Here is a 17,580-nt window from a genome sequence, read left to right as displayed (position 1 = left end):
TCAGTTCCAGCGGGCCGTATAGGTCAGCGCCCGCTGCGCCTCCCAGGTCTTCGCCTTGTTGAAGGCGGTGTCGATATCCGGGGTGGACAGCGAGATGTTCATCGACTGATCCACCGAGGAATTCCCACGGCCACCTGCCGCGGACAGGGCAGGCAGCCGCAGCGGCTGCAGGCCCTCCAGGCCGGCCAGCCCGGCGGCGTCGCGACTCACCGACGCCAGCAGCGAATCGTTCGACTGCGCCGCCGCCGAGACCAGCTCTGCCTCGGCACCGGCCGAGGTGTCCTTCGCGGCCTCGCTCTGGTCGATCATGGCGTTGTGCACCTTCATGGCCGCCTGCACCAGCGGGGGCACACGGTCCACGCCGAATACGCCGAGAGCATCACCGAGGAAGCCACTCGCACCGGTACCCAGTGCTTCCGAGATCGCCGTCTTGCCCCCGACCAGCGCCTCCTGCCGTGCCTTCTCGATCGGATCCTTGATCTGCTCCAGGTCGGGTGCCTCGCCCTTGCCGCCGAAGAAGGCACGCATCGCAGCCGACTTCACATCGCTGCCGGCCCAGTCCGACCAGGACGAGTACTCGCTGATCCGGTCAGTGCCCCCGATCCAGGACAGCTGACCGCTGTTGATGGCTTCCAGGAGCGGCAGGTTCTCGGCGGTAGCGGCCGCGTTGACTATGTACTCGCCGTTGGATGCCATCACCGGGATGAGGTCGTCGCGGGGACCGCCCGGGCCGCGGAGGAGGCCGCCGTCGGCCTTCTTCTGCCCGCCGTTCGCGAAGTCCCGCAGCTTGCCGACAACGCCACTGAGGTCAGGCGCCCCTGGAATGTACGACGCAACGCTCGCAACCTTGTCCAAGACATTGGCGATGAACCCGACCACGTCTCGGATCTTGTCGACAATCCCGTCCCAGGCACCCTTCACGGTGCTACCCATGGACTTGAAGAAGCCACCGATCTTCTCGCTCGAGGTCCGCAGGATCGGCATGACCTTCTCGTTCCACATGCCGGACACCCACTTCGCCAGCGGGTCCAGCATCTTCTTCTTCACCTTGTTGAAGACCTTGCCCAGCTTGCCCCAGTTGGAGATCAGCAACTCGACGGCAGTGACCACCAGGCCGAGCGGGTTCATCCGGGTGGCGAAGTTGAATGCCTTGGTTGCAATCGTCGCCTTCTTGGTAGCCGACGTTGCCGACTTCTGCGAACTCGCGGACTTCTTCACTGTCTTGTCCAGGGCATCTTGAGCCTTTTCGGCATCCGCAGCAGCCTTGGAGAAGTCCTTCGTCGCCTTCAGCCGATCGGCCATTGCCTTGTCCGTGCCGCCACCCGCACTACTGGCCGATCCCGTCGCAGGCACGCCGCCGGCGCCCTGGGCCCGGCTACGGCCCACTCCGGCACCGGTCAGCGTTGACATGCCAGCAACTGCTGCCGCACCTGCACTTCGCTGTGCAACGCCTTTACCTACTGCACCTGCGGATACAACTTGCGTAGCCGTCGGAGGCATCGGGACAGTCGTGGACTGCGCCGTACTGTCCCCTGCTCCCAAACCCAGGATTCCTGCAGCGATAGCGCCGGTCGCAGCGACCGAAGCTGCCGTTCGACGGAGCCTACCTGGAGGCTTCTTACCAGACTCGTCGCCCACGTTGTTTGAGTTATCGCGCCTTACCCTGTCCTTGATTCTTTCAAGCGATTCGTTGGATTTAGTCCTTACACCGTCCCACAGGAACCCTGAGACGGCCGACGCCTGGACCGCCTTATCCATAGCCGCACCACGAATATTTTTCGATTTGGAACCGACAGCAGACACTAAGTTTCTTGTACGAGCGGCTCCATACTGTACCGTTGACAACGCACTCTGCGCTCCACCTGACACGACACCAACCGCTGCACTCCTCACCCGAGCAACATTCCACCGTCTTCTGGGATTCGAATTCGAAGAAGTCCGTCGCGACTGCACAGAGTCATCAGACCGGCCACTGCTCCCAGATGTTTCACCAGACTCGCCGTGCAGGCGACTTGAATCAGCTGCACCAAAATCGCCGACCGACGAACGAGCAGCCACTCCATTGCCAGATGGAAACGGCGCCAAACGTTCCAAGCTCCGCCCCTGATCCCCTGCATCACTGCCCCCGTTGGCGAAGGGGAACAGCCCTCCCAACGATGCAACATCTCCCAAGCCCTTCAACGCGGTAGTTACCGAGGAAGCGACCCCTCCTGCAAGAAAAACAGCGTTGGCCAATCCTTCGAAACTACTATAGTCCAGCTCGTCGAATTTTGATAGATTGTCTCGGAGATCGGCAACAGCCAATCCCACGTCGGAAATACCGAGGAATCCATCGTGTGCCGTCTCCAGATTCCCACCGGACATCGTAGATCCACCGCCGGCCGGTGACTGCTGCGCATAGACCCCTCCTGAATTGACCCGTTCAACAGCTGATCTGATATCACCGGCAAGGTCCTTTATGTCAGACACTTTGGCGTACAGGAGACCAAATCTCTCCGAATCTACTGGAAACCCTGTTTCTGCCCAAAAACCGGTCTCAGACAGAGCTGTCAACGCTTGCGACAAAACCCCAATCGTTGCCAACGCAGGGGAATCCATGGACAACGTCAGGGAACTCTGATTCTGATCCATATTCATGTGATAGATCCTCACTATCGAAATCGCCTAGTGGGATGCAGTGACGAGCAGGACGCACCGAGAAGCTCCTACTCTTGCCCTGATCCACCCCTTAGGCGATAATGTGCTGGTGAACCCTCGACAATTCCAGACCGACTTCGTCCTACAACGAAATCCTGGACGAGTGATATACATAGACATTGCCGCACTTACCGGCGACATTGGCTTCAAAGTGCGCACCCGGGTAAAAGCGGGGCGCTCATGTATTGACAATCGCGACCCCAGTCCTGAGAAAACTTCCAGTATACTGATTTCCGCAAGTATTCTCACCGCCCTCTGGCTATTTCCATCAGGCCTGCTGGGAACAATTCTCGCATCCAATATTGCCGATCCTCGACCTGACTACGGTGGCGCGGACACTATGCGCCAAGCATGCATAGGACTGATCCTCCTGATCGCTCCTACCGTGTACATAGTCGCAAGACTTGCGAAACGGATTAGAATAACATCAGACAAGCTGAGGTTCACCGAATCAGAAATCGAGACGGTGCGCTCAGCACACCGAGTTATCGATTTCGGCAGGATCAGTGCGTCAAAGGATTTGTCGTCGACAGTAGATCGCTGCAGATGTGCGGACCTGATTGCCACGGGAGATCACCTGTTCAATAGCTTTGCAGGTAGCGACGCATGGGCCAGCCGATACCTCGGCGACATTCGCAAAGAGTTCGACGCACATCAAGAATGGTGCGACATAATACAGCGGACCGTCGAATTTCATTCCAACGAACAGCGCCTCGGACCCCGTCCTGTCGGCAACACCACCGCAGCAGGGCTTGCCCAACGTGAATGGGACATAGCGAGAGCAGCGCTCGGACAGATTTGGGAGCGACTGTGCAAACGATTGGCTGCAGTTGAGTCACTCAGTGAATCTGTCCACAATCTGGACAGGGAGCTTGCATACTCTGCCGCAGCCGCGCGATCCGAAGAACTGGGCAGGCGGCTTGCCGCAGAATCGGGGTTCTATGAAATCCACCACCAGGAGTCCGAATTCGCAACCATCGGCCACGCTGAACACATAGCGTCGATCAGTTCAGCGATCGACGAATTGATAACGCACTCGCCCGACCGCTTGGGGACCTTGAAATCCTTCATACCCGACCAGAACTAAACTGCGAGACCGAGAAAAACCAAGCGAGGTACGGGTGATAAATTAATGCCGACCCCATCCGATATTGGACACAATTTCCGATACCGTATCGAAACCAATAGAATCGAATATATAAACCTATACGCACTTCCGCGAGCACTGCGAGAGAAGGTGACTGCACGTTCGTGGGCCGACAGATCATCTCTCGACAACCTAGATAAGTATCCTGACTCGGTTGCGAAGATCTTCTTGAACTTCTACAGGCGAACCATTGCAGGCTATACAGTTCTATGGACCATGGCCCTGATTCCGTTGCTACTCTTCTTTCCCAGCCCCCCCGGTCCGACACAACGCGATATGTCGGTCATCCTGATTTTCGCAGGCCCGGCGGCAACAACCCTTCCTGTCACATTGATTTTTCTTATTCTCGACCTGCGGAAACGCCGTCGAGCCAGTAGGGACCTGTTGCGCCTTACCAGAGGCGATGAGCACGCCATAATGAGCGCAACTGAAACACTCAAAATGGGCACCGCTCTCCCTGCGGGCGAACTGTATTTCAGTCCAGTGAACTGTCGATGTGGCGATCTGGTTGCTGGAGCTGACCAACTGTGCGGGAGAATATTGTCTACCGATGCCTGGTCCAGCGAATATATCCGCAACCATCACTCCGAGTTCGATCCGAGGCGCGAGCGTCTCGACATAATCCGAGGTGTAGTCGACCTGCATTCCAGCGAACAGTACCTCGGCCCCCGCCCCCGAGGAGCCGATACCTCCGCCGAGCTGGCCGCACGAGAGTGGGACTCCACCGTCGACGTCCTCGCCGGTGTCTGGGCGGGGCTTCGGGACCGGGTCGCCGGCCTCGAGTCGCTCGCTCGCGCCGTGACCGCGCTGGACCGGGAACTGGGCAATGCGGCGACTGCCAGCCGTGCCGAGGAGATCGCGCGGCACGCAATGCCACTCGCTGTCGCAAGCGAACTCGACCATCTCGGTTCGGGGCGATCTCGCAACCATGCAGACCATGTCGATGCGGTTGCGTCCGCGATCCGGGAACTGGTCGAACACGCCCCCGATCGGACGGAGGCGATGAAATCGCTGGCGCCACGGCGCCCGGAGTAGCACCCATGTCGGTCCGGGACGGTGGCCTCGCCCCAAGCCGATGTGCAGAGGCTGGTCACCCGTTGTGCCGGACTCGATTCGAGGCGCTCAACGAGTTCGGTGGAACCGGTTGCTACACGCGAGGCTGGTTGATACGTTCCGGATCACCTCCTGGCACTCGAATCAGGTTGGAACGAAGGGAATTTTCATCTCGGGTTTCTACAGATGCTACGAGCTTGCACGAACCCACACTCTTGCGCATGCTTACTGGCATGCGCAAGAGTGTTCCCGACCTAAAGATTCATGATCTCGGTGACCAACCATTTGCTCATTACATCAACGCCTACAACGTCCCACCCGAGTTGCAGGAAAGAATCACCGAGCGGAGTCTTTGCGGAGTCCACTCGATGGAGGGCGATATCGAAGTTCCAAAACCATTCCGCAGGACGGTTCGGGAGGCTGCCGCGGTGGCCTACGCAGTAAGTTTCCTCACTGCCATCGCAAGCTTCTTGTTGGCGGGAATTGACGAGAATGCGGTTTCAAGAGGCTTCGGCGGCATCGACCCACTACTCGTCGTCGTCGGCGCACCGACTTTGACGGGAGCGTCTATGTTTTTCATATTTCTCCTCTGGTTCCTGCGCCGAGAACATAGGATTCGAAACAACCCTTTGACTATTACCCAACACGAGATGGGCGTCATCAAGAATGCTACCGATCGAATGGAGTTCGGAGAAGGTAACGACTCCTACCCTGCAGAGTTCGAGCCTGGTAGATGCCACTGTCAGGAACTGGCCGGAAACGTACTCGGGCTGTACCGATCGATAATCGGATCCACATCCTGGACGGGACCCCATCTAGCCGATCAACAATCGAGTCTCCACCTGAAAGACCAGGTTCGCGAGATCATTCGCGACATCCTCGGCTTCCACACCGATCAGCAATACCTAGGCCCCAGGCCCGAGGGTGTTGGAACAGCCGCGGAACTCGCCCAGCGTGAATGGGACCTCGCCAACGAAGTACTGGCCGACGCCTGGTCGAAACTCACCAGATGGACCAGCGGCTACGAAGAGTTGTACCGGGCTGTTTCGGAGCTCGACCGGATGGTCGCCAATTCAGCCACGATTGTACGTGCTGAAGGTGTTTCCGGACGAGCAGCGTACCTTGCCGGACGTCGGGAGATTCACGCCGCATCTGAATCCAATCCTACCCAGCAAGCCAGGCACGTGTCCGCAGTTACCTCCGCAATCACCGAACTAGTAGAAATCGCTCCAAGTCGGTTGGAGGCGATACGATCCGTTGTGCCTCACCGTCCTCGGCCATAAGGCTACTCGAATCGTAGCGCCTCGATATATATTTCGGGTGATGTGCTGTCCTGATCGGGTTAGGATTGCGGTTCTCGGCGGCTGTCCGGGCTGGCGGGTGTGGTTGGTTGCCCCTTGCACCCAGCAAAAAGGGGTAAAACTAATAAGTAGACAAAACCCACGATGGTTGCCCTGACGCACCGTTTGATAGATACTCGAGAAGTGCGATACAACACTACCGAGTTGGAATTCGAAATACGCAAGGGCGGCAAGGTCCGAGCACGGTTTATCAACCCCTACAAGGTGTCGGATAGGATCCGAGAGAAAGTTGCTCTGCGATCCGATCTCGGTTTGTCCACAATTGGCATGGGTGACGAATTTCCGCCCCCGACCTGGCATACATTTAAGTTCGCAACCAAGGTGTCGTTGTGGTCGTCACCAATTCTTGGTCTGGTCATGGGGACGCTGGTCCTCCCATTCATCGAGCTTTTCACGGGGAAGCTGTCCAACCAGGCAGCGATTCTTGGACTGTTGGCCGTCCCCCTGGTTGTCTGCAGCGTCGGAGGTATGATTTGGTTTGCACGTCAATATTTCAAGGACCGGAAGATACTGAAAAGTCCGACTACCCTGAACCAAGACGATGTATGGGCTATCAGGTCGGCAACCGAAAGTCTCACCTTCGGCCGGGCCGTGGAATCAGCACGACTGGATTTTCAACCCGGATGCTGCAAGTGCGCAGAAATGGCCGGAAGCATCTTCGAACTCCATACCTCGATCACCGGATCCAACTGCTGGTCGAGTCGGCATGTGGCCGAACCTCGCCGCCGGCTGAATCTGAAACGAACCCGAGACGAGTTCATACGTGATGTGCTCGCGTTTCACATCAATGAACAGCACTTGGGGCCTCGTCCTCGAGGCCGGGAAGTATCCGCAGAATTGGCCACTCGCGAATGGGACAACACCACGGCTATGCTCGCAACTGCCTGGTCCGGGTTCCAGGGCCGGCTGCGGGCGTTGGAGGAACTTCGTAGCAGCGTAGAACAGCTTGACCACACTCTCAATCACTCTTCCGTCGCAACTCGCGCGGAGACCGTTGCCGAACACGTTTCGAACCTCATCGGACAACACGAAGTTCAGTCCAGCACGTCGAACACGATGGGAACGCCTGCGGAGCATATAGCCGCGGTGGAGTCGGCAATCCACAGCCTGATCCAGTATTCCCCAGATCGGACCGAAGCGCTGAAGTCAATCCACCCAAAGACCCATTGATTGCCAGCTACTTTTACCCCTAGAACTCGCAAGCGAACTCGACCATCTCGGTTCGGGGCGATCTCGCAACCATGCAGACCATGTCGACGCGGTTGCGTCCGCGATCCGGGAACTGGTCGAACACGCCCCCGATCGGACGGAGGCGATGAAATCGCTGGCGCCACGACGCGCCGAGTAGCACCCATGTCGGGCCGGGGCGGTGGCTTCGCCCCAGCCGATATGCAGAGGCTGGTCACCCGTTGTGCCGGACTCGATTCGAGGCGCTCAACGAGTTCGGTGCAACCGGTTGCTACACGCGAGGCTGGTTGATACGTTCCGGATCACCTCCTGGCACTCGAATCAGGTTGGAACGAAGGGAATTTCATCGTGAAGCGGATCCTCACTCTTGCTCTTGCCGGCGCTGCCGCCACCGGTTTCGCCATCGGTACGGCTGGAGCGGCGACGCTCGACGGGGGGACCTTTCCCACCCGGGCCGCATGTGAGAGCGCCGGGCAGGCGCAGCTGCACGGTGAAGTGCTGGGGTACCGGTGCAGTGCCACCTCGCCGAACCAGGCCACCGGGGACTACTACTACGTGCTGTACCTGGAGACCAACGATCCGAACCGGCCCTGCCAGACCGGGGGGACCGGATCAGCCGCGGCGTCCGTCGAGATGTTCTGCCTGTTCGGAACTCAGTAGTAGCCCGCCGCTCATCCGGGGTGGGTGAACTCGGCGATCAGGCGTTCCATCGACCGCCGCCGGTGCTCCTCCCGGACCAGGTCCAGCGCCGTTTCCGGCCGCGGCATCGGGTCGAAGGCGGGCGGGTCGGCCCCGGCTGCGGCGATCACGGCGGCTTGGACACCCTGTACTGCGTCGATGAGGCTCAGCAGCAGGTAGGTGTCCAGGGTGTAGCCCTCGGGGGTGGCCGCACCGTCGGAGGTTTCGTCACGTTCCTCGAGAGCCAGGAGTTGCTCGGCGAGGTCCCGATCCATGGCTACGGCGGTCTTGTACTGCGATCCACGGGGGAGCCGGTCCTTGAACCGCCAGATGGTCCGCCAGTCACGGGTGCGCAGCTGGGCGGGCCCGAAGCAGTCCCGGACGTCGATGCCCCGCTCGAGCAGGTCGTAGTCGAGCGCGGCACCGAAACGGTCCCAGAACGCTACGAGCCCTCGGATCCCCCCGGCAGCTCCGTGGCGCCGGCGCCGAAGAAGTGGGCGTAGAGGTCCTCCTGGAACGCGATCCACTCGTCGAGCGGACGGTCGTCGAAGAGTTCCTCGACCGCGTCGAACTGATCGCCGAGCAGGACGGCCAGCTGCTCTTCCTCGTCTTCGGTGGTGCGCAGGGCCTTGGCCTGGCGGCGGGTCATCGGCTGGATGACGATATCCGCGGTCAGGCGGTACGGGCCGCGCCGTTTGGCGGCCAGCTCCTGCTGGATCTCGTAGAACCGGCCCTCGTCGCTGATACGGGGCTCGGTGGCGGTGGCCGCCGGGGTCTTTCGCTGAGTTGCCATGGATGATGCTCCGGGTGGTGTCGTGGCGGATGCGGTGCCGCATCCGGTTTTCCGGATGACCGGGGTCCGGCCGAACAGGTCGGACCCCGGCCCGGACTGCTACTTGCTGCTGCCCTCGGCAGGCGTCGGGCGCGTGGGACGGTGGCCCAGCGAGTACACGGCGTTGACGTAGCCGCTCGCATCGTGCACCTGGTATTCGGTGGTGCCGTCGGTCATGGTGACCGGGAACTGGGTGGGGATCATGATGTTGTCTCCTTACTCTGGTGGTCAGGCCGCCGCGGCGACGGCGATACCGGTCTTGTCCAGCAGGTTCTTCCAGCCGACACCGCCGAAGCCGTGCGCGACGGCGTAGCCGGCGGTGTCGTCCTTGAACGCGGTCAGGGTGAGCTTCTGCGACAGCACCTTGGTGGGGGTCCACTGCTCACCCGCGAACTTGGTGACGGCGACCTTCGGCATCACCTTGAACACGTAGATCGGGGCGGCCTCGTTGCCGTCCTTGCCGATCACGATCGCCGAGTAGTAGGTCACCTGCTCCGAGGTCGGCTGGGCGAAGAACACCTCACCCGAATCGGCGGCCGCCTCCACCTGGGCCAGATTGGCACTGGTGGTCAGTTCGAGGGTCATCGCATTGGTCTGCTGCGGCTCGAACTCCAGCGTGGTGATATCGCTGGTGATGTCGTCCCGGGTGGCCTGCAGCTCACCGTAGGACTCGATCGAGGCGTTGGTCTGCTTGCGGGCGAACGAGACGCCGGTCTTCTTGTCGATCAGGCCCACCGACTTGTATTCGACCGGCAGCGACTGCAGCGCGCCGGTGGCATCGGTGAAGGTGGCCGGTACGGGGGTGTACCAGGGTGCCAGGAACACCGCCGCGTCCAGCGGCTTCAGCAGCAGTTCGCGCTGCGCGTCCTTCAGTGTGGTCAGATCGGTGGCAGGCATGGATTCTCCATTTCTTCGAGGGAATGCCGCCTACTGGCGGCGGGCGTGCAGCGTGAACCCGAGTTCGACCACGGGGGCCAGCGGATCCAGGTCCGGGAACTGTGCGGTTCCCTGACTGCGCTGCAGGGTCGTCGCGCGGTACGGGATGCGGGCGGGCGCCGTTTCGCGCGCCCAGTCGATCAACACTCCGTTGACGTCGGTTCCGGGTGCGTCGAGTAGCGCTTCCCGCGCTTGCGCGGCGAGCTGTGCCGCGGCAGCGCGATCGGCGGCCAGGGCCGCGATCCGTACCTCGGCGACATAGGTGATGGCGTTCTCGTCGAGACTGCCGTCGATCCGGCGGACCCACAGGATCGGCAGTGCGCCGTCCAGTTCGGTTCCGGTGGGCGGGAGTTCGCTGACCGTGGTTGCGATCGGCGTGTACAGATCGATCAGGAACTGTTCGAAATCGGGAAACTCCCCGGGAACGGGGTAGGGCGAAGTCACTGCTTCACCTGGACGTCGACGTGCAAGGCTCCGGCGCCGACGACCGACTCCTCGTCATGGTGTTCTGCGGACATGATGTTCTCCATTCGGTCGAATTCGAGTAGAGGTCCCGCCCCCGGCGAAGAGAGGGGAGTTCCGGGGGCGGGACCGAGGCGCCCCGGTCCCGTCGCGCAGCAGCGGCGTCTGCGACCGCACACCACCTGCGGGAGACGGGCGCGCTGACGGGATCGGGGCGGGTCATGCGGCGGGCTCGCAACCCGCGAATCGTGTCGAGTGTTCTCCGGGGGCCGGCCGCATGAGGTCGGGGACCGTACGCAAGGTGCGGTCAGATTTCTTCTTCCAGGGTCGCCGGGATCCGGTACTTAGCCGGCGGCGGTTCCTGGCCCGGTACATGCAGGCGCAGGAAACCCAGGAGTTCGTCGATATGCCGCTGCAGGGCGCGGATCAACCGGATCGCATCCCGGAACCGCAGCTTGTCGCTGGCGGCCTGTTCCTCCAGCGCCGCGACCCGGGCGCGGAGTTTGGCCACCTCGCGGGCCTGCCATGCGGTCACGGCACCGATCACCGTCGCCACCGCGACGCCGACAGCCTGCACGAACTCGGGATTCAGCCAGGTCTTCACGGACCGACACCTCCCGGGGAGCGCACCGGGGTCACCGCCGGGCGGATGAACAACCCGGCCACGACCGGGGTCAACAGGCCGTAGACCTGCATGACCGTTTCGATCCACATGGTGTCGACCTCCCGGCCGACGACGAAAGCGATCACACCGGTGATCGCCACCAGTACGGAGCGCACCACGGCGGGCTCCGGCACTGTGCTGAGCCACATGAGGGGCTCCTTTCCGGACACACACTCGCTCCAGGGAGCCGAGCGCACTACACGAACAGCGGCACGACCACGGACAGCACCTGGACGAGTGCCTGGCCGATCGTGAGCCACTGATCAACAGTCAGACCAGCAAGCATGTGGTCACCTCCTTTCCGAATCAGGCACCGACGACGAGACCCCCGATCCGATGGATCGGGGGTCTCGCGTCGTTGTTCGGTTTGTTCTCTATGGCTACATGGCGGCCAGCAGGATGTCGCCGGTGTGGTTCGGCCAGGTACAGACCTGCGTATAGGCGGGGCCCGTGCCGGGCACCCAGCCGGTTCGGTTCAGGATCTCAGCCGGAATCAGCGCGAGATCTTCACGACTCAGGTTCTCCAGACGCCAATGCAGCAGGAACTCGCTGACATCCAGCAGTCCCGCGACCACCCGCAGGTTGTCGGAGAGGACGAGCGCCTCGATGAGCAGGCCGATCGGGATCAGCAGCCGCGCGACCTCGGTGTGCACCATCCCTTCCACCACCGCCTTCGGGGTGGTCCCGGCGAACACACCGAACACTTCGGGCCGCTCCGCCATCTCGAGGTGAACGACCCCGTGTGCGATGGCCTCGGTGTGTTCCCGGCCCGGAAGGTCCGCGGCAATCAGCAGTCCGTAATCCTGCGGCGACCAGTACAATGTGGTGCTCACCAGTGGCAGGTGCCGGATCCGGATGCTGTTCCGCGCAGCGTGATCGGTGATCATCAAATGGTTCTGCCGTAACGCACTCGGCAGTTGGTCGGTCATCGAAACACCCGGCCCATCTTCTCGGGTCCCGCAGTCGACGGCACCGTTGCGGTCTGCACTTCAGTTCCTCCCCCGAATCGCTTCTCTCCGAACAGTTTCGACTACCGCGCAGAGCTGGAGACGCACATCACAGTTTTCACCGTCCGGTGCCGGGCCAATACTGTGCAGGAGGGGTGTTCTGCCGCCACTGCTTGAGCACTCCGGCGATCAGCTGCCGATCCGTCGAGCTGATCTGCGATATCTCCAAATGGCCCCGGCGAGGTCGGCTGTTGTCGGCCGACGGCTCGCCGTCGGCCGCCCGGGCGTGCCCGTCCTCGCAGGTGAACCATTGGTAGTTCGGTGATTCATCCTCCGGCATGCCGGCTTCGGAAGTTCCGGACACAACCAACCTACCCATCGTTCACGTAAAACCGGGCACTCTGCCCATGGACTCGCGACCATCTTAGCGTTCCGGGGCGCGGGTTCAGCAGACGGGCCCGAGCGTCGGCGACGAGGGAAACCTGGTTCGAATCAGCGGTTTTCGGCATCTGGGCATGCGAAATCCCGCTGCGACCAGTCTGGAACACGGCCCGTGAATTGTCAATACTCGCCCCATATTTCATTGAACTCCCAGGTCAGCAAGGGTGCCACGGAAGGCACACACGGGGACTCGAGGCGCCGGAACGACTAGCACGTAAGAGTTTTCGCCGACCCGTAGACCGGCCCGCGACGGCCGTCGAGCCCCCATGGAAACAGCTGGGGCGCCGACCGTCCGGTCGGCGCCCCAGCGCTTCTCATGCACCTCTTCGACGTTTCCCCCGCACGCGCGCGGGCAGCTTCAGGTGCGCGTCCATGACCTCTCCGACGATGTACAGCTCCGGCCAATCCGGGCGCCACGGCCCCGGAACCGCCTCGATCAGACCGGCATTGCGCAGGGTCTGCACCCGCCGCTTGGTCATCGTCGCGAACTCGCCACCCAGGCTCACCGCCAGCTTGCCGATACCGTATGCGTTCATTCGCATCGCACGGGCCTGCGCCACCCGATCCGGATCCGCGATGGCGTCTTCGACCGGCGGACACACCACCAGGAGCGCGGCATCGACGGCCCGGCGGATCTCGGCCGGCGCGTCATGTGCACCTTCGGTCATGGCGACGGCGACAATGTTGTACCGCAGCCATTTCGAGATGCCGGTGATGTCGGTAGCGCCGTCGTACTCGACGGCACGCTGCTCGCAGACCAGACGGGCCCAGGACCCCAGCACCGCCTTCAGGTGGTCGGCCGCGCTCGCCGCAGCCGGATTGAACGGCAGTTTCTGCTCCTGATGCCCGGATTTGGTGCGGAAGTCCACGGTACCGAGCCGGCACTGGCGCGTTCGCGCATCCTCCAGGTCCCGGGCCAGTGCCGGCACTTCGTCGAGCAGGCCGATCAGCGAGTGCATCGCCCTGCGGTCCAGATAGAAACCCGGCTCGGCAACCTCGCGTTCGGCCGCACCCCCGTCATCACTACACACCTTCATGCCGCCTCTCGGGTCGCAGGTGTGCTGGTCGCCGAATTCCGACGAGCGCCCCATTGCGACATCCGGACAACCGATCGCACCGGATCGGTGGCGCCGACAGAAGCATCGATCGCGGATCGGAGGGAGAGCACCCGATTCCCGTTCGCCGTATGCATTCCTGCCCCGCGTCCCGATGCCATCTGCACGGCATCGAATCTGTTCATGCACTTGCTCCTTCAGCTTGCGTTACCGCGACCCGGGTCGCGGTACGGCTCGAGCCGGTTTCACACCGGCGTCACAGCGCGCCGTGTGCCGGGCCCGATTCGGAGCCCGCACTCGCCACACGTTGTATGCAACGTTGCAAGCTAGCGGTTGTCAAGTCGGGGTGAAACTCGAAGACTCGCGATTGACGCAACCTGTCACTTGTTGCATTGCAGTGCCTTTCAGAATTCACATCTGTCACCCACGGCCGACTGTGTAGGGTCACCGCAACAATCGCGCAGCACTGTTGTAGACAACAGTGCTGAGAAGTTTGCGAACCACCTGCGCGCAACCTTTCGGCAAGTGCATGCATCAATCGAGTCGATGCATGCAACCTGGTAGCATGTGGACATGGCGAGGCATCGGAGCGCGGTGATCCCGGAGGACGTCAGCGCAGCACTGCGGCTAGCTCGCAAGCAACGGGCAATGTCGATGGATCGTGCAGCGCGTGCCGCAGGTATCAGCACCAGCCTGTGGACCCAGGTCGAAGGTGGCACCCAATACAAGCGTGGCCAGAAGGTTCCGGCCAGTACCACGGCAGAAACGTTGCAGGCGATGGCATCCGCCGTCGGACTGGACGCCGGCTTCCTGCTGGCCAGGGCCGGCCTGGATCCGGCACCGGAGACTCCACCCGAACCTTCCACCCCGGCCGGCATCGTCGACCTGTCGGGCCTGTCCGAGAACGACCTGCACAGTGTCGCCGGGTTCATCGCCGGGTTGCGTGCGGCACGCCGAGGCTGACGGGACCGAGGGCGAGTACATACAACAGTTGTCGATCCGGTCGGCAACCCACATGTGACGGCAGGTGCCGCCGCTTGGGCGGCACCGGTTGCGACACGCCGCCGCCGATGCGTCAGCCGCCACGCATCGGCCCGGTGCCACACATCCGGTGCGCTGCACGGCAGTGAAAGTGCCTCGAATGTTGCGCTATTCGCACACAATCGGCACTTCCCGGCTCGAAACCACGCCGTCCGCGGCGATTGTGTGCGAATAGCGCAAGTCGAACCTTTTTCCACTCCCGATGTGAGCTACACCCCGATCTGTGCGGGTGAACATCATTTCCGAGTTTGCAATCGCCGGGAATCGCGAGATGATCTTGGTGGCTCCGATACCGGAGTCGTTCCGATTGGGGAGAAGATGAGCTCGAAGAAGATTGCCGGTCTTGCTATGGCCGCGATGGGTCTCGTGGCCGGATCGGTGCTGGGTGCCGGTAACGCACAGGCAGCCAACCTGCACGGGGCGATGGCGTGGAGTGACCAGGATTGGGCCTACGCCGTGTCGGTGAATCACCCGACCCGCGAAGCGGCGGAAGCACAGGCGATGCAGTACTGCGACCAGTCCGACTGTGAGATCTGGGCATCCTGGGCGAACGGCTGCATGGCACTGGTCACCGGTGAGGGAGGCGATGTCGCATACGGCGTCGGCGCCAACCGCGCCGAGGCAGAGCGCCTCGCCTACGAACACCTCGCCGAACTGCAGCCGCAGGCCATGCTGGCCAACTTCGGATCCGCCCAGCTGAGCGGTGCCCGCGTGATCGACACCGTCTGCACCGACAACGCGGGCTGATCGCCGAACAACACCCGGTCCGGAACGTGCGGTACCGGAAGCCGGGCGAAGTCCGGTAGACGACGACCGCCCTGCCTCGACTGAGGCAGGGCGGTCGTGCGGTCAGCGCCCAATGGGCGCTGTCACCGGATTACTTGCGCAGCGAAGCCGGAACCTCGAAGCGGGGGCCGAACTTCTTGGCCAGTTCGTCGGCGCGGGCCACGAAGCCGGCCTGGCCGCCGTCGTAGTTGACGATGAACTGGTGGACACCGCCGGACCAGGCCGGGAAGCCGATGCCGAAGATCGAGCCGATGTTCGCGTCGGCGGTGCTGGTGAGCACGCCTTCGTCGAAGCACTTCTGGGTCTCGATGGCCTCGGCGAACATCATCCGGTCCTTGAGGTCCTGGAAGGTGACGCCGTCGGGCAGCTCCCGGCTGGAGTTGTACAGCGAACGCAGCTCGCTCCACAGGCCGGTCGCCTTGCCGTCGGTGTAGTCGTAGAAACCGGCACCGCCCAGCTTGCCGGTCCGGTCGAACTCGCTGACCAGCTTGTCGATCACCTTGGAGGTCTCCACGGAGGCGGCGTTCAGTTCGCCGCCCTCGGCCTTGATGGCCTCCGCGGTCTCCTTGTAGATCTTCTGCATGGTGGTGAAGTTCAGCTCGTCGCTGAGCTTCAGCGGCGCGGCCGGGTAGCCCGCCTGCAGACCGGCCTGCTCGACGGTGGCCGGGTCGACACCCTCGGCGACCATCGCGATGGCCTCGTTGATGAAGGTGCCGATGACGCGCGAGGTGAAGAAGCCGCGGCTGTCGTTGACGACGATCGGGGTCTTCTTGATGGCGAGGGTGTAGTCGTACACCCGGGCCAGCGCCTCGTCGGAGGTCTTCTCACCCTTGATGATCTCGACCAGCGGCATCTTGTCGACCGGCGAGAAGAAGTGGATGCCGATGAAGTCCTCTTCGCGCTTCACACCCTTGGCCAGCATGGTGATCGGCAGCGTGGAGGTGTTGGAGCCGAGCAGCGCATCGCCGTCGACGATGTCCTCGATCTCCTGGAAGACCTTGTTCTTCAGGTCCGGGTTCTCGAAGACGGCCTCGATGACGAAGTCGACGCCCTCGAAGGCGGCCGGGTCGGCGGCCGGGGTGATCCGGTCCAGCAGCGCCTTGGACTTCTCCTCGGTGGTCTTGCCACGCTTGAGCGCCTTGGCCTCGATGGCCTCGGCGTAGCCCTTGCCCTTCTCGGCGTTCTCCAGGCTGATGTCCTTGAGCACGACGTCGATACCGGCCTTGGCGGTGACGTAGGCGATGCCCGCACCCATCATGCCGGCGCCGATCACACCGACCTTCTTGATCTCGCGCTTCGGCACGTCCTTCGGCCGCGAACCACCGTTGTTGATGTGGTTCAGGTCGAAGAAGAACGCCTGGATCATGTTCTTCGAGATCGGGCCGGTCAGCAGGTTGGTGAAGTACCGGGACTCGATCAGCGAGGCGTTGTCGAAGTCGACCTGCGAGCCCTCGACCGCGGCGGACATGATGTTGCGCGGGGCCGGCATGTTGGCGCCCTTGATCTGCTTGCGCAGGTTGGCCGGGAAGGCCGGCAGGTTGGCCGCGAACTTCGGCACCGACGGGGTGCCGCCGGGGATCTTGAAGCCCTTCTGGTCCCACGGCTGGGCGGCCTCGGGGTTGGCCTTGATCCACGCCTTGGCGGCCGGCAGCAGCTCCTCGACGGAACCGACCAGCTCGTCGACCAGGCCGATCTCCTTGGCCTTGGCCGGGCGGTGCCGCTGGCCCTGCAGCAGCACCTGCATCAGGGCGTTCTGCAGGCCGAGCATCCGCACGGTGCGGGTGACACCGCCGCCGGCGGGCAGCAGGCCCAGGCTCACCTCGGGCAGGCCGATGGCGACGCCCTTGATGTCGGCGGCCACGCGGTAGTGGGTGGCCAGCGCGATCTCCAGGCCACCGCCGAGCGCGGCACCGTTGATGGCGGCGACGACCGGCTTGCCGAGCTGCTCCAGGCGGCGCAGCGGGCCCTTGACGTCGTCGAGCATCTTCATGACGCCCTCGGCGTCGTCCGGGCCGACCTGCATCATGTTCTTCAGGTCGCCGCCGGCGAAGAAGGTCTTCTTGCCGGAGGTCAGCACGACACCGGTGATGTCGTCCTTCTCGGCCTCCAGGCGGTCCACGGTCGCGGCCATCGACGCGATGTACGCGTCGTTCATGGTGTTGGCGCCCTGGCTGGGGTCGTCGATGGTCAGGACGACGACGCCGTCCGCGTCCTTCTCCCAACCGATGATGTTGTCAGTCATAAGGGTTCGTTCTCTCCTGTGAGAAGTGGAAGTCTCGTCGGCTGCGGGGA

The 17,580-nt window shown here is 62.4% G+C and carries 18 protein-coding genes; 7 read left to right on the top strand and 11 right to left on the bottom strand.

All coding sequences use genetic code 11. The features are described 5' to 3' along the window. A complete protein-coding gene (locus AC1HFH_RS02755) occupies window positions 1-1,302 on the bottom strand; it encodes a hypothetical protein (protein ID WP_480245855.1) in 1,302 nt (433 codons plus the stop codon). Window positions 1,303-2,746: 1,444 nt separating this feature from the next. On the opposite strand from AC1HFH_RS02755, the gene AC1HFH_RS02750 reads away from it, so the two are divergent. The 5 genes from AC1HFH_RS02750 to AC1HFH_RS02730 all read left to right on the top strand — a co-directional run bounded on the left by AC1HFH_RS02750 (window position 2,747) and on the right by AC1HFH_RS02730 (window position 8,106). After that, entirely contained in the window at window positions 2,747-3,784 is a 1,038-nt protein-coding gene (locus AC1HFH_RS02750) for a hypothetical protein (protein WP_480245854.1), read from the top strand. Between the two features lie 276 nt (window positions 3,785-4,060). Then, a complete protein-coding gene (locus AC1HFH_RS02745; protein ID WP_480245853.1) occupies window positions 4,061-4,879 on the top strand; it encodes a hypothetical protein in 819 nt (272 codons plus the stop codon). Window positions 4,880-5,118: 239 nt separating this feature from the next. Next, window positions 5,119-6,180 (top strand): hypothetical protein, encoded by a 1,062-nt coding sequence (locus AC1HFH_RS02740; protein WP_480245852.1) that lies wholly within the window; start codon window positions 5,119-5,121, stop codon window positions 6,178-6,180. A gap of 162 nt (window positions 6,181-6,342) precedes the next feature. After that, the gene (locus tag AC1HFH_RS02735) at window positions 6,343-7,428 is read left to right on the top strand and encodes a hypothetical protein (protein WP_480245851.1); all 1,086 of its coding nucleotides are present in this window, start codon (window positions 6,343-6,345) and stop codon (window positions 7,426-7,428) included. Window positions 7,429-7,794: 366 nt separating this feature from the next. Then, complete coding sequence (locus AC1HFH_RS02730) at window positions 7,795-8,106, top strand: hypothetical protein (RefSeq protein ID WP_480245850.1); 312 nt, start codon at window positions 7,795-7,797, stop codon at window positions 8,104-8,106. Between the two features lie 11 nt (window positions 8,107-8,117). On the opposite strand, the gene AC1HFH_RS02725 is transcribed toward AC1HFH_RS02730, so the two are convergent. From AC1HFH_RS02725 to AC1HFH_RS02685, 9 genes are all read right to left on the bottom strand, one after another. After that, a complete protein-coding gene (locus AC1HFH_RS02725) occupies window positions 8,118-8,651 on the bottom strand; it encodes a hypothetical protein (protein WP_480245849.1) in 534 nt (177 codons plus the stop codon). Further along, a complete protein-coding gene (locus AC1HFH_RS02720) occupies window positions 8,567-8,917 on the bottom strand; it encodes a hypothetical protein (protein WP_480245848.1) in 351 nt (116 codons plus the stop codon). The genes AC1HFH_RS02725 and AC1HFH_RS02720 overlap by 85 nt, the downstream gene beginning before the upstream one ends. Window positions 8,918-9,016: 99 nt before the next feature. After that, on the bottom strand, window positions 9,017-9,160 hold the full coding sequence (locus AC1HFH_RS02715; RefSeq protein WP_480245847.1) for a hypothetical protein: 144 nt from the start codon (window positions 9,158-9,160) through the stop codon (window positions 9,017-9,019). Between the two features lie 24 nt (window positions 9,161-9,184). Then, window positions 9,185-9,853 carry a phage tail tube protein gene (locus AC1HFH_RS02710; RefSeq protein ID WP_480245846.1) on the bottom strand — a complete coding sequence of 223 codons (669 nt, stop codon included), beginning with the start codon at window positions 9,851-9,853 and terminating at the stop codon, window positions 9,185-9,187. A 30-nt stretch (window positions 9,854-9,883) separates the two neighbouring features. Next, window positions 9,884-10,336: a phage tail termination protein gene (locus tag AC1HFH_RS02705; protein WP_480245845.1), complete on the bottom strand. Its 453-nt coding sequence runs from the start codon at window positions 10,334-10,336 to the stop codon at window positions 9,884-9,886. Between the two features lie 325 nt (window positions 10,337-10,661). Further along, window positions 10,662-10,958, bottom strand: coding sequence for a hypothetical protein (locus tag AC1HFH_RS02700; RefSeq protein ID WP_480245844.1), 297 nt, complete (start codon window positions 10,956-10,958; stop codon window positions 10,662-10,664). Then, window positions 10,955-11,167: a hypothetical protein gene (locus AC1HFH_RS02695; protein WP_480245843.1), complete on the bottom strand. Its 213-nt coding sequence runs from the start codon at window positions 11,165-11,167 to the stop codon at window positions 10,955-10,957. The genes AC1HFH_RS02700 and AC1HFH_RS02695 overlap by 4 nt, the downstream gene beginning before the upstream one ends. Before the next feature lie 231 nt (window positions 11,168-11,398). After that, window positions 11,399-11,947 (bottom strand): hypothetical protein, encoded by a 549-nt coding sequence (locus AC1HFH_RS02690; protein WP_480245842.1) that lies wholly within the window; start codon window positions 11,945-11,947, stop codon window positions 11,399-11,401. Window positions 11,948-12,720: 773 nt separating this feature from the next. Next, entirely contained in the window at window positions 12,721-13,497 is a 777-nt protein-coding gene (locus AC1HFH_RS02685) for a hypothetical protein (protein ID WP_480245841.1), read from the bottom strand. Between the two features lie 537 nt (window positions 13,498-14,034). On the opposite strand from AC1HFH_RS02685, the gene AC1HFH_RS02680 reads away from it, so the two are divergent. Together AC1HFH_RS02680 and AC1HFH_RS02675 are read left to right on the top strand one after the other, a co-directional pair. Next, a complete protein-coding gene (locus tag AC1HFH_RS02680) occupies window positions 14,035-14,424 on the top strand; it encodes a helix-turn-helix domain-containing protein (RefSeq protein WP_480245840.1) in 390 nt (129 codons plus the stop codon). 396 nt (window positions 14,425-14,820) lie between these two features. Continuing rightward, window positions 14,821-15,249 carry a DUF4189 domain-containing protein gene (locus AC1HFH_RS02675; protein ID WP_480245839.1) on the top strand — a complete coding sequence of 143 codons (429 nt, stop codon included), beginning with the start codon at window positions 14,821-14,823 and terminating at the stop codon, window positions 15,247-15,249. 130 nt (window positions 15,250-15,379) lie between these two features. On the opposite strand, the gene AC1HFH_RS02670 is transcribed toward AC1HFH_RS02675, so the two are convergent. Continuing rightward, complete coding sequence (locus AC1HFH_RS02670; protein ID WP_480245838.1) at window positions 15,380-17,530, bottom strand: 3-hydroxyacyl-CoA dehydrogenase NAD-binding domain-containing protein; 2,151 nt, start codon at window positions 17,528-17,530, stop codon at window positions 15,380-15,382. Window positions 17,531-17,580: the final 50 nt, after the last annotated feature.

The organism is Nocardia sp. KT25-26 (genome assembly GCF_056627695.1).
This window is presented reverse-complemented; position numbering and strand designations above follow the sequence as displayed.

Excerpts from the sequence above, each read along its gene's own strand:
- AC1HFH_RS02755 (WP_480245855.1), bottom strand. The coding sequence starts at position 1,302 with ATGGCCGATCGGCTGAAGGCGACGAAGGACTTCTCCAAGGCTGCTGCG.
- AC1HFH_RS02735 (WP_480245851.1), top strand. The coding sequence starts at position 6,343 with ATGGTTGCCCTGACGCACCGTTTGATAGATACTCGAGAAGTGCGATAC.
- AC1HFH_RS02675 (WP_480245839.1), top strand. The coding sequence starts at position 14,821 with ATGAGCTCGAAGAAGATTGCCGGTCTTGCTATGGCCGCGATGGGTCTC.
- AC1HFH_RS02685 (WP_480245841.1), bottom strand. The coding sequence starts at position 13,497 with ATGGGGCGCTCGTCGGAATTCGGCGACCAGCACACCTGCGACCCGAGA.
- AC1HFH_RS02690 (WP_480245842.1), bottom strand. The coding sequence starts at position 11,947 with ATGACCGACCAACTGCCGAGTGCGTTACGGCAGAACCATTTGATGATC.
- AC1HFH_RS02715 (WP_480245847.1), bottom strand. The coding sequence starts at position 9,160 with ATGATCCCCACCCAGTTCCCGGTCACCATGACCGACGGCACCACCGAA.
- AC1HFH_RS02740 (WP_480245852.1), top strand. The coding sequence starts at position 5,119 with ATGCTTACTGGCATGCGCAAGAGTGTTCCCGACCTAAAGATTCATGAT.
- AC1HFH_RS02720 (WP_480245848.1), bottom strand. The coding sequence starts at position 8,917 with ATGGCAACTCAGCGAAAGACCCCGGCGGCCACCGCCACCGAGCCCCGT.
- AC1HFH_RS02670 (WP_480245838.1), bottom strand. The coding sequence starts at position 17,530 with ATGACTGACAACATCATCGGTTGGGAGAAGGACGCGGACGGCGTCGTC.
- AC1HFH_RS02710 (WP_480245846.1), bottom strand. The coding sequence starts at position 9,853 with ATGCCTGCCACCGATCTGACCACACTGAAGGACGCGCAGCGCGAACTG.
- AC1HFH_RS02745 (WP_480245853.1), top strand. The coding sequence starts at position 4,061 with ATGGCCCTGATTCCGTTGCTACTCTTCTTTCCCAGCCCCCCCGGTCCG.
- AC1HFH_RS02680 (WP_480245840.1), top strand. The coding sequence starts at position 14,035 with ATGGCGAGGCATCGGAGCGCGGTGATCCCGGAGGACGTCAGCGCAGCA.
- AC1HFH_RS02695 (WP_480245843.1), bottom strand. The coding sequence starts at position 11,167 with ATGTGGCTCAGCACAGTGCCGGAGCCCGCCGTGGTGCGCTCCGTACTG.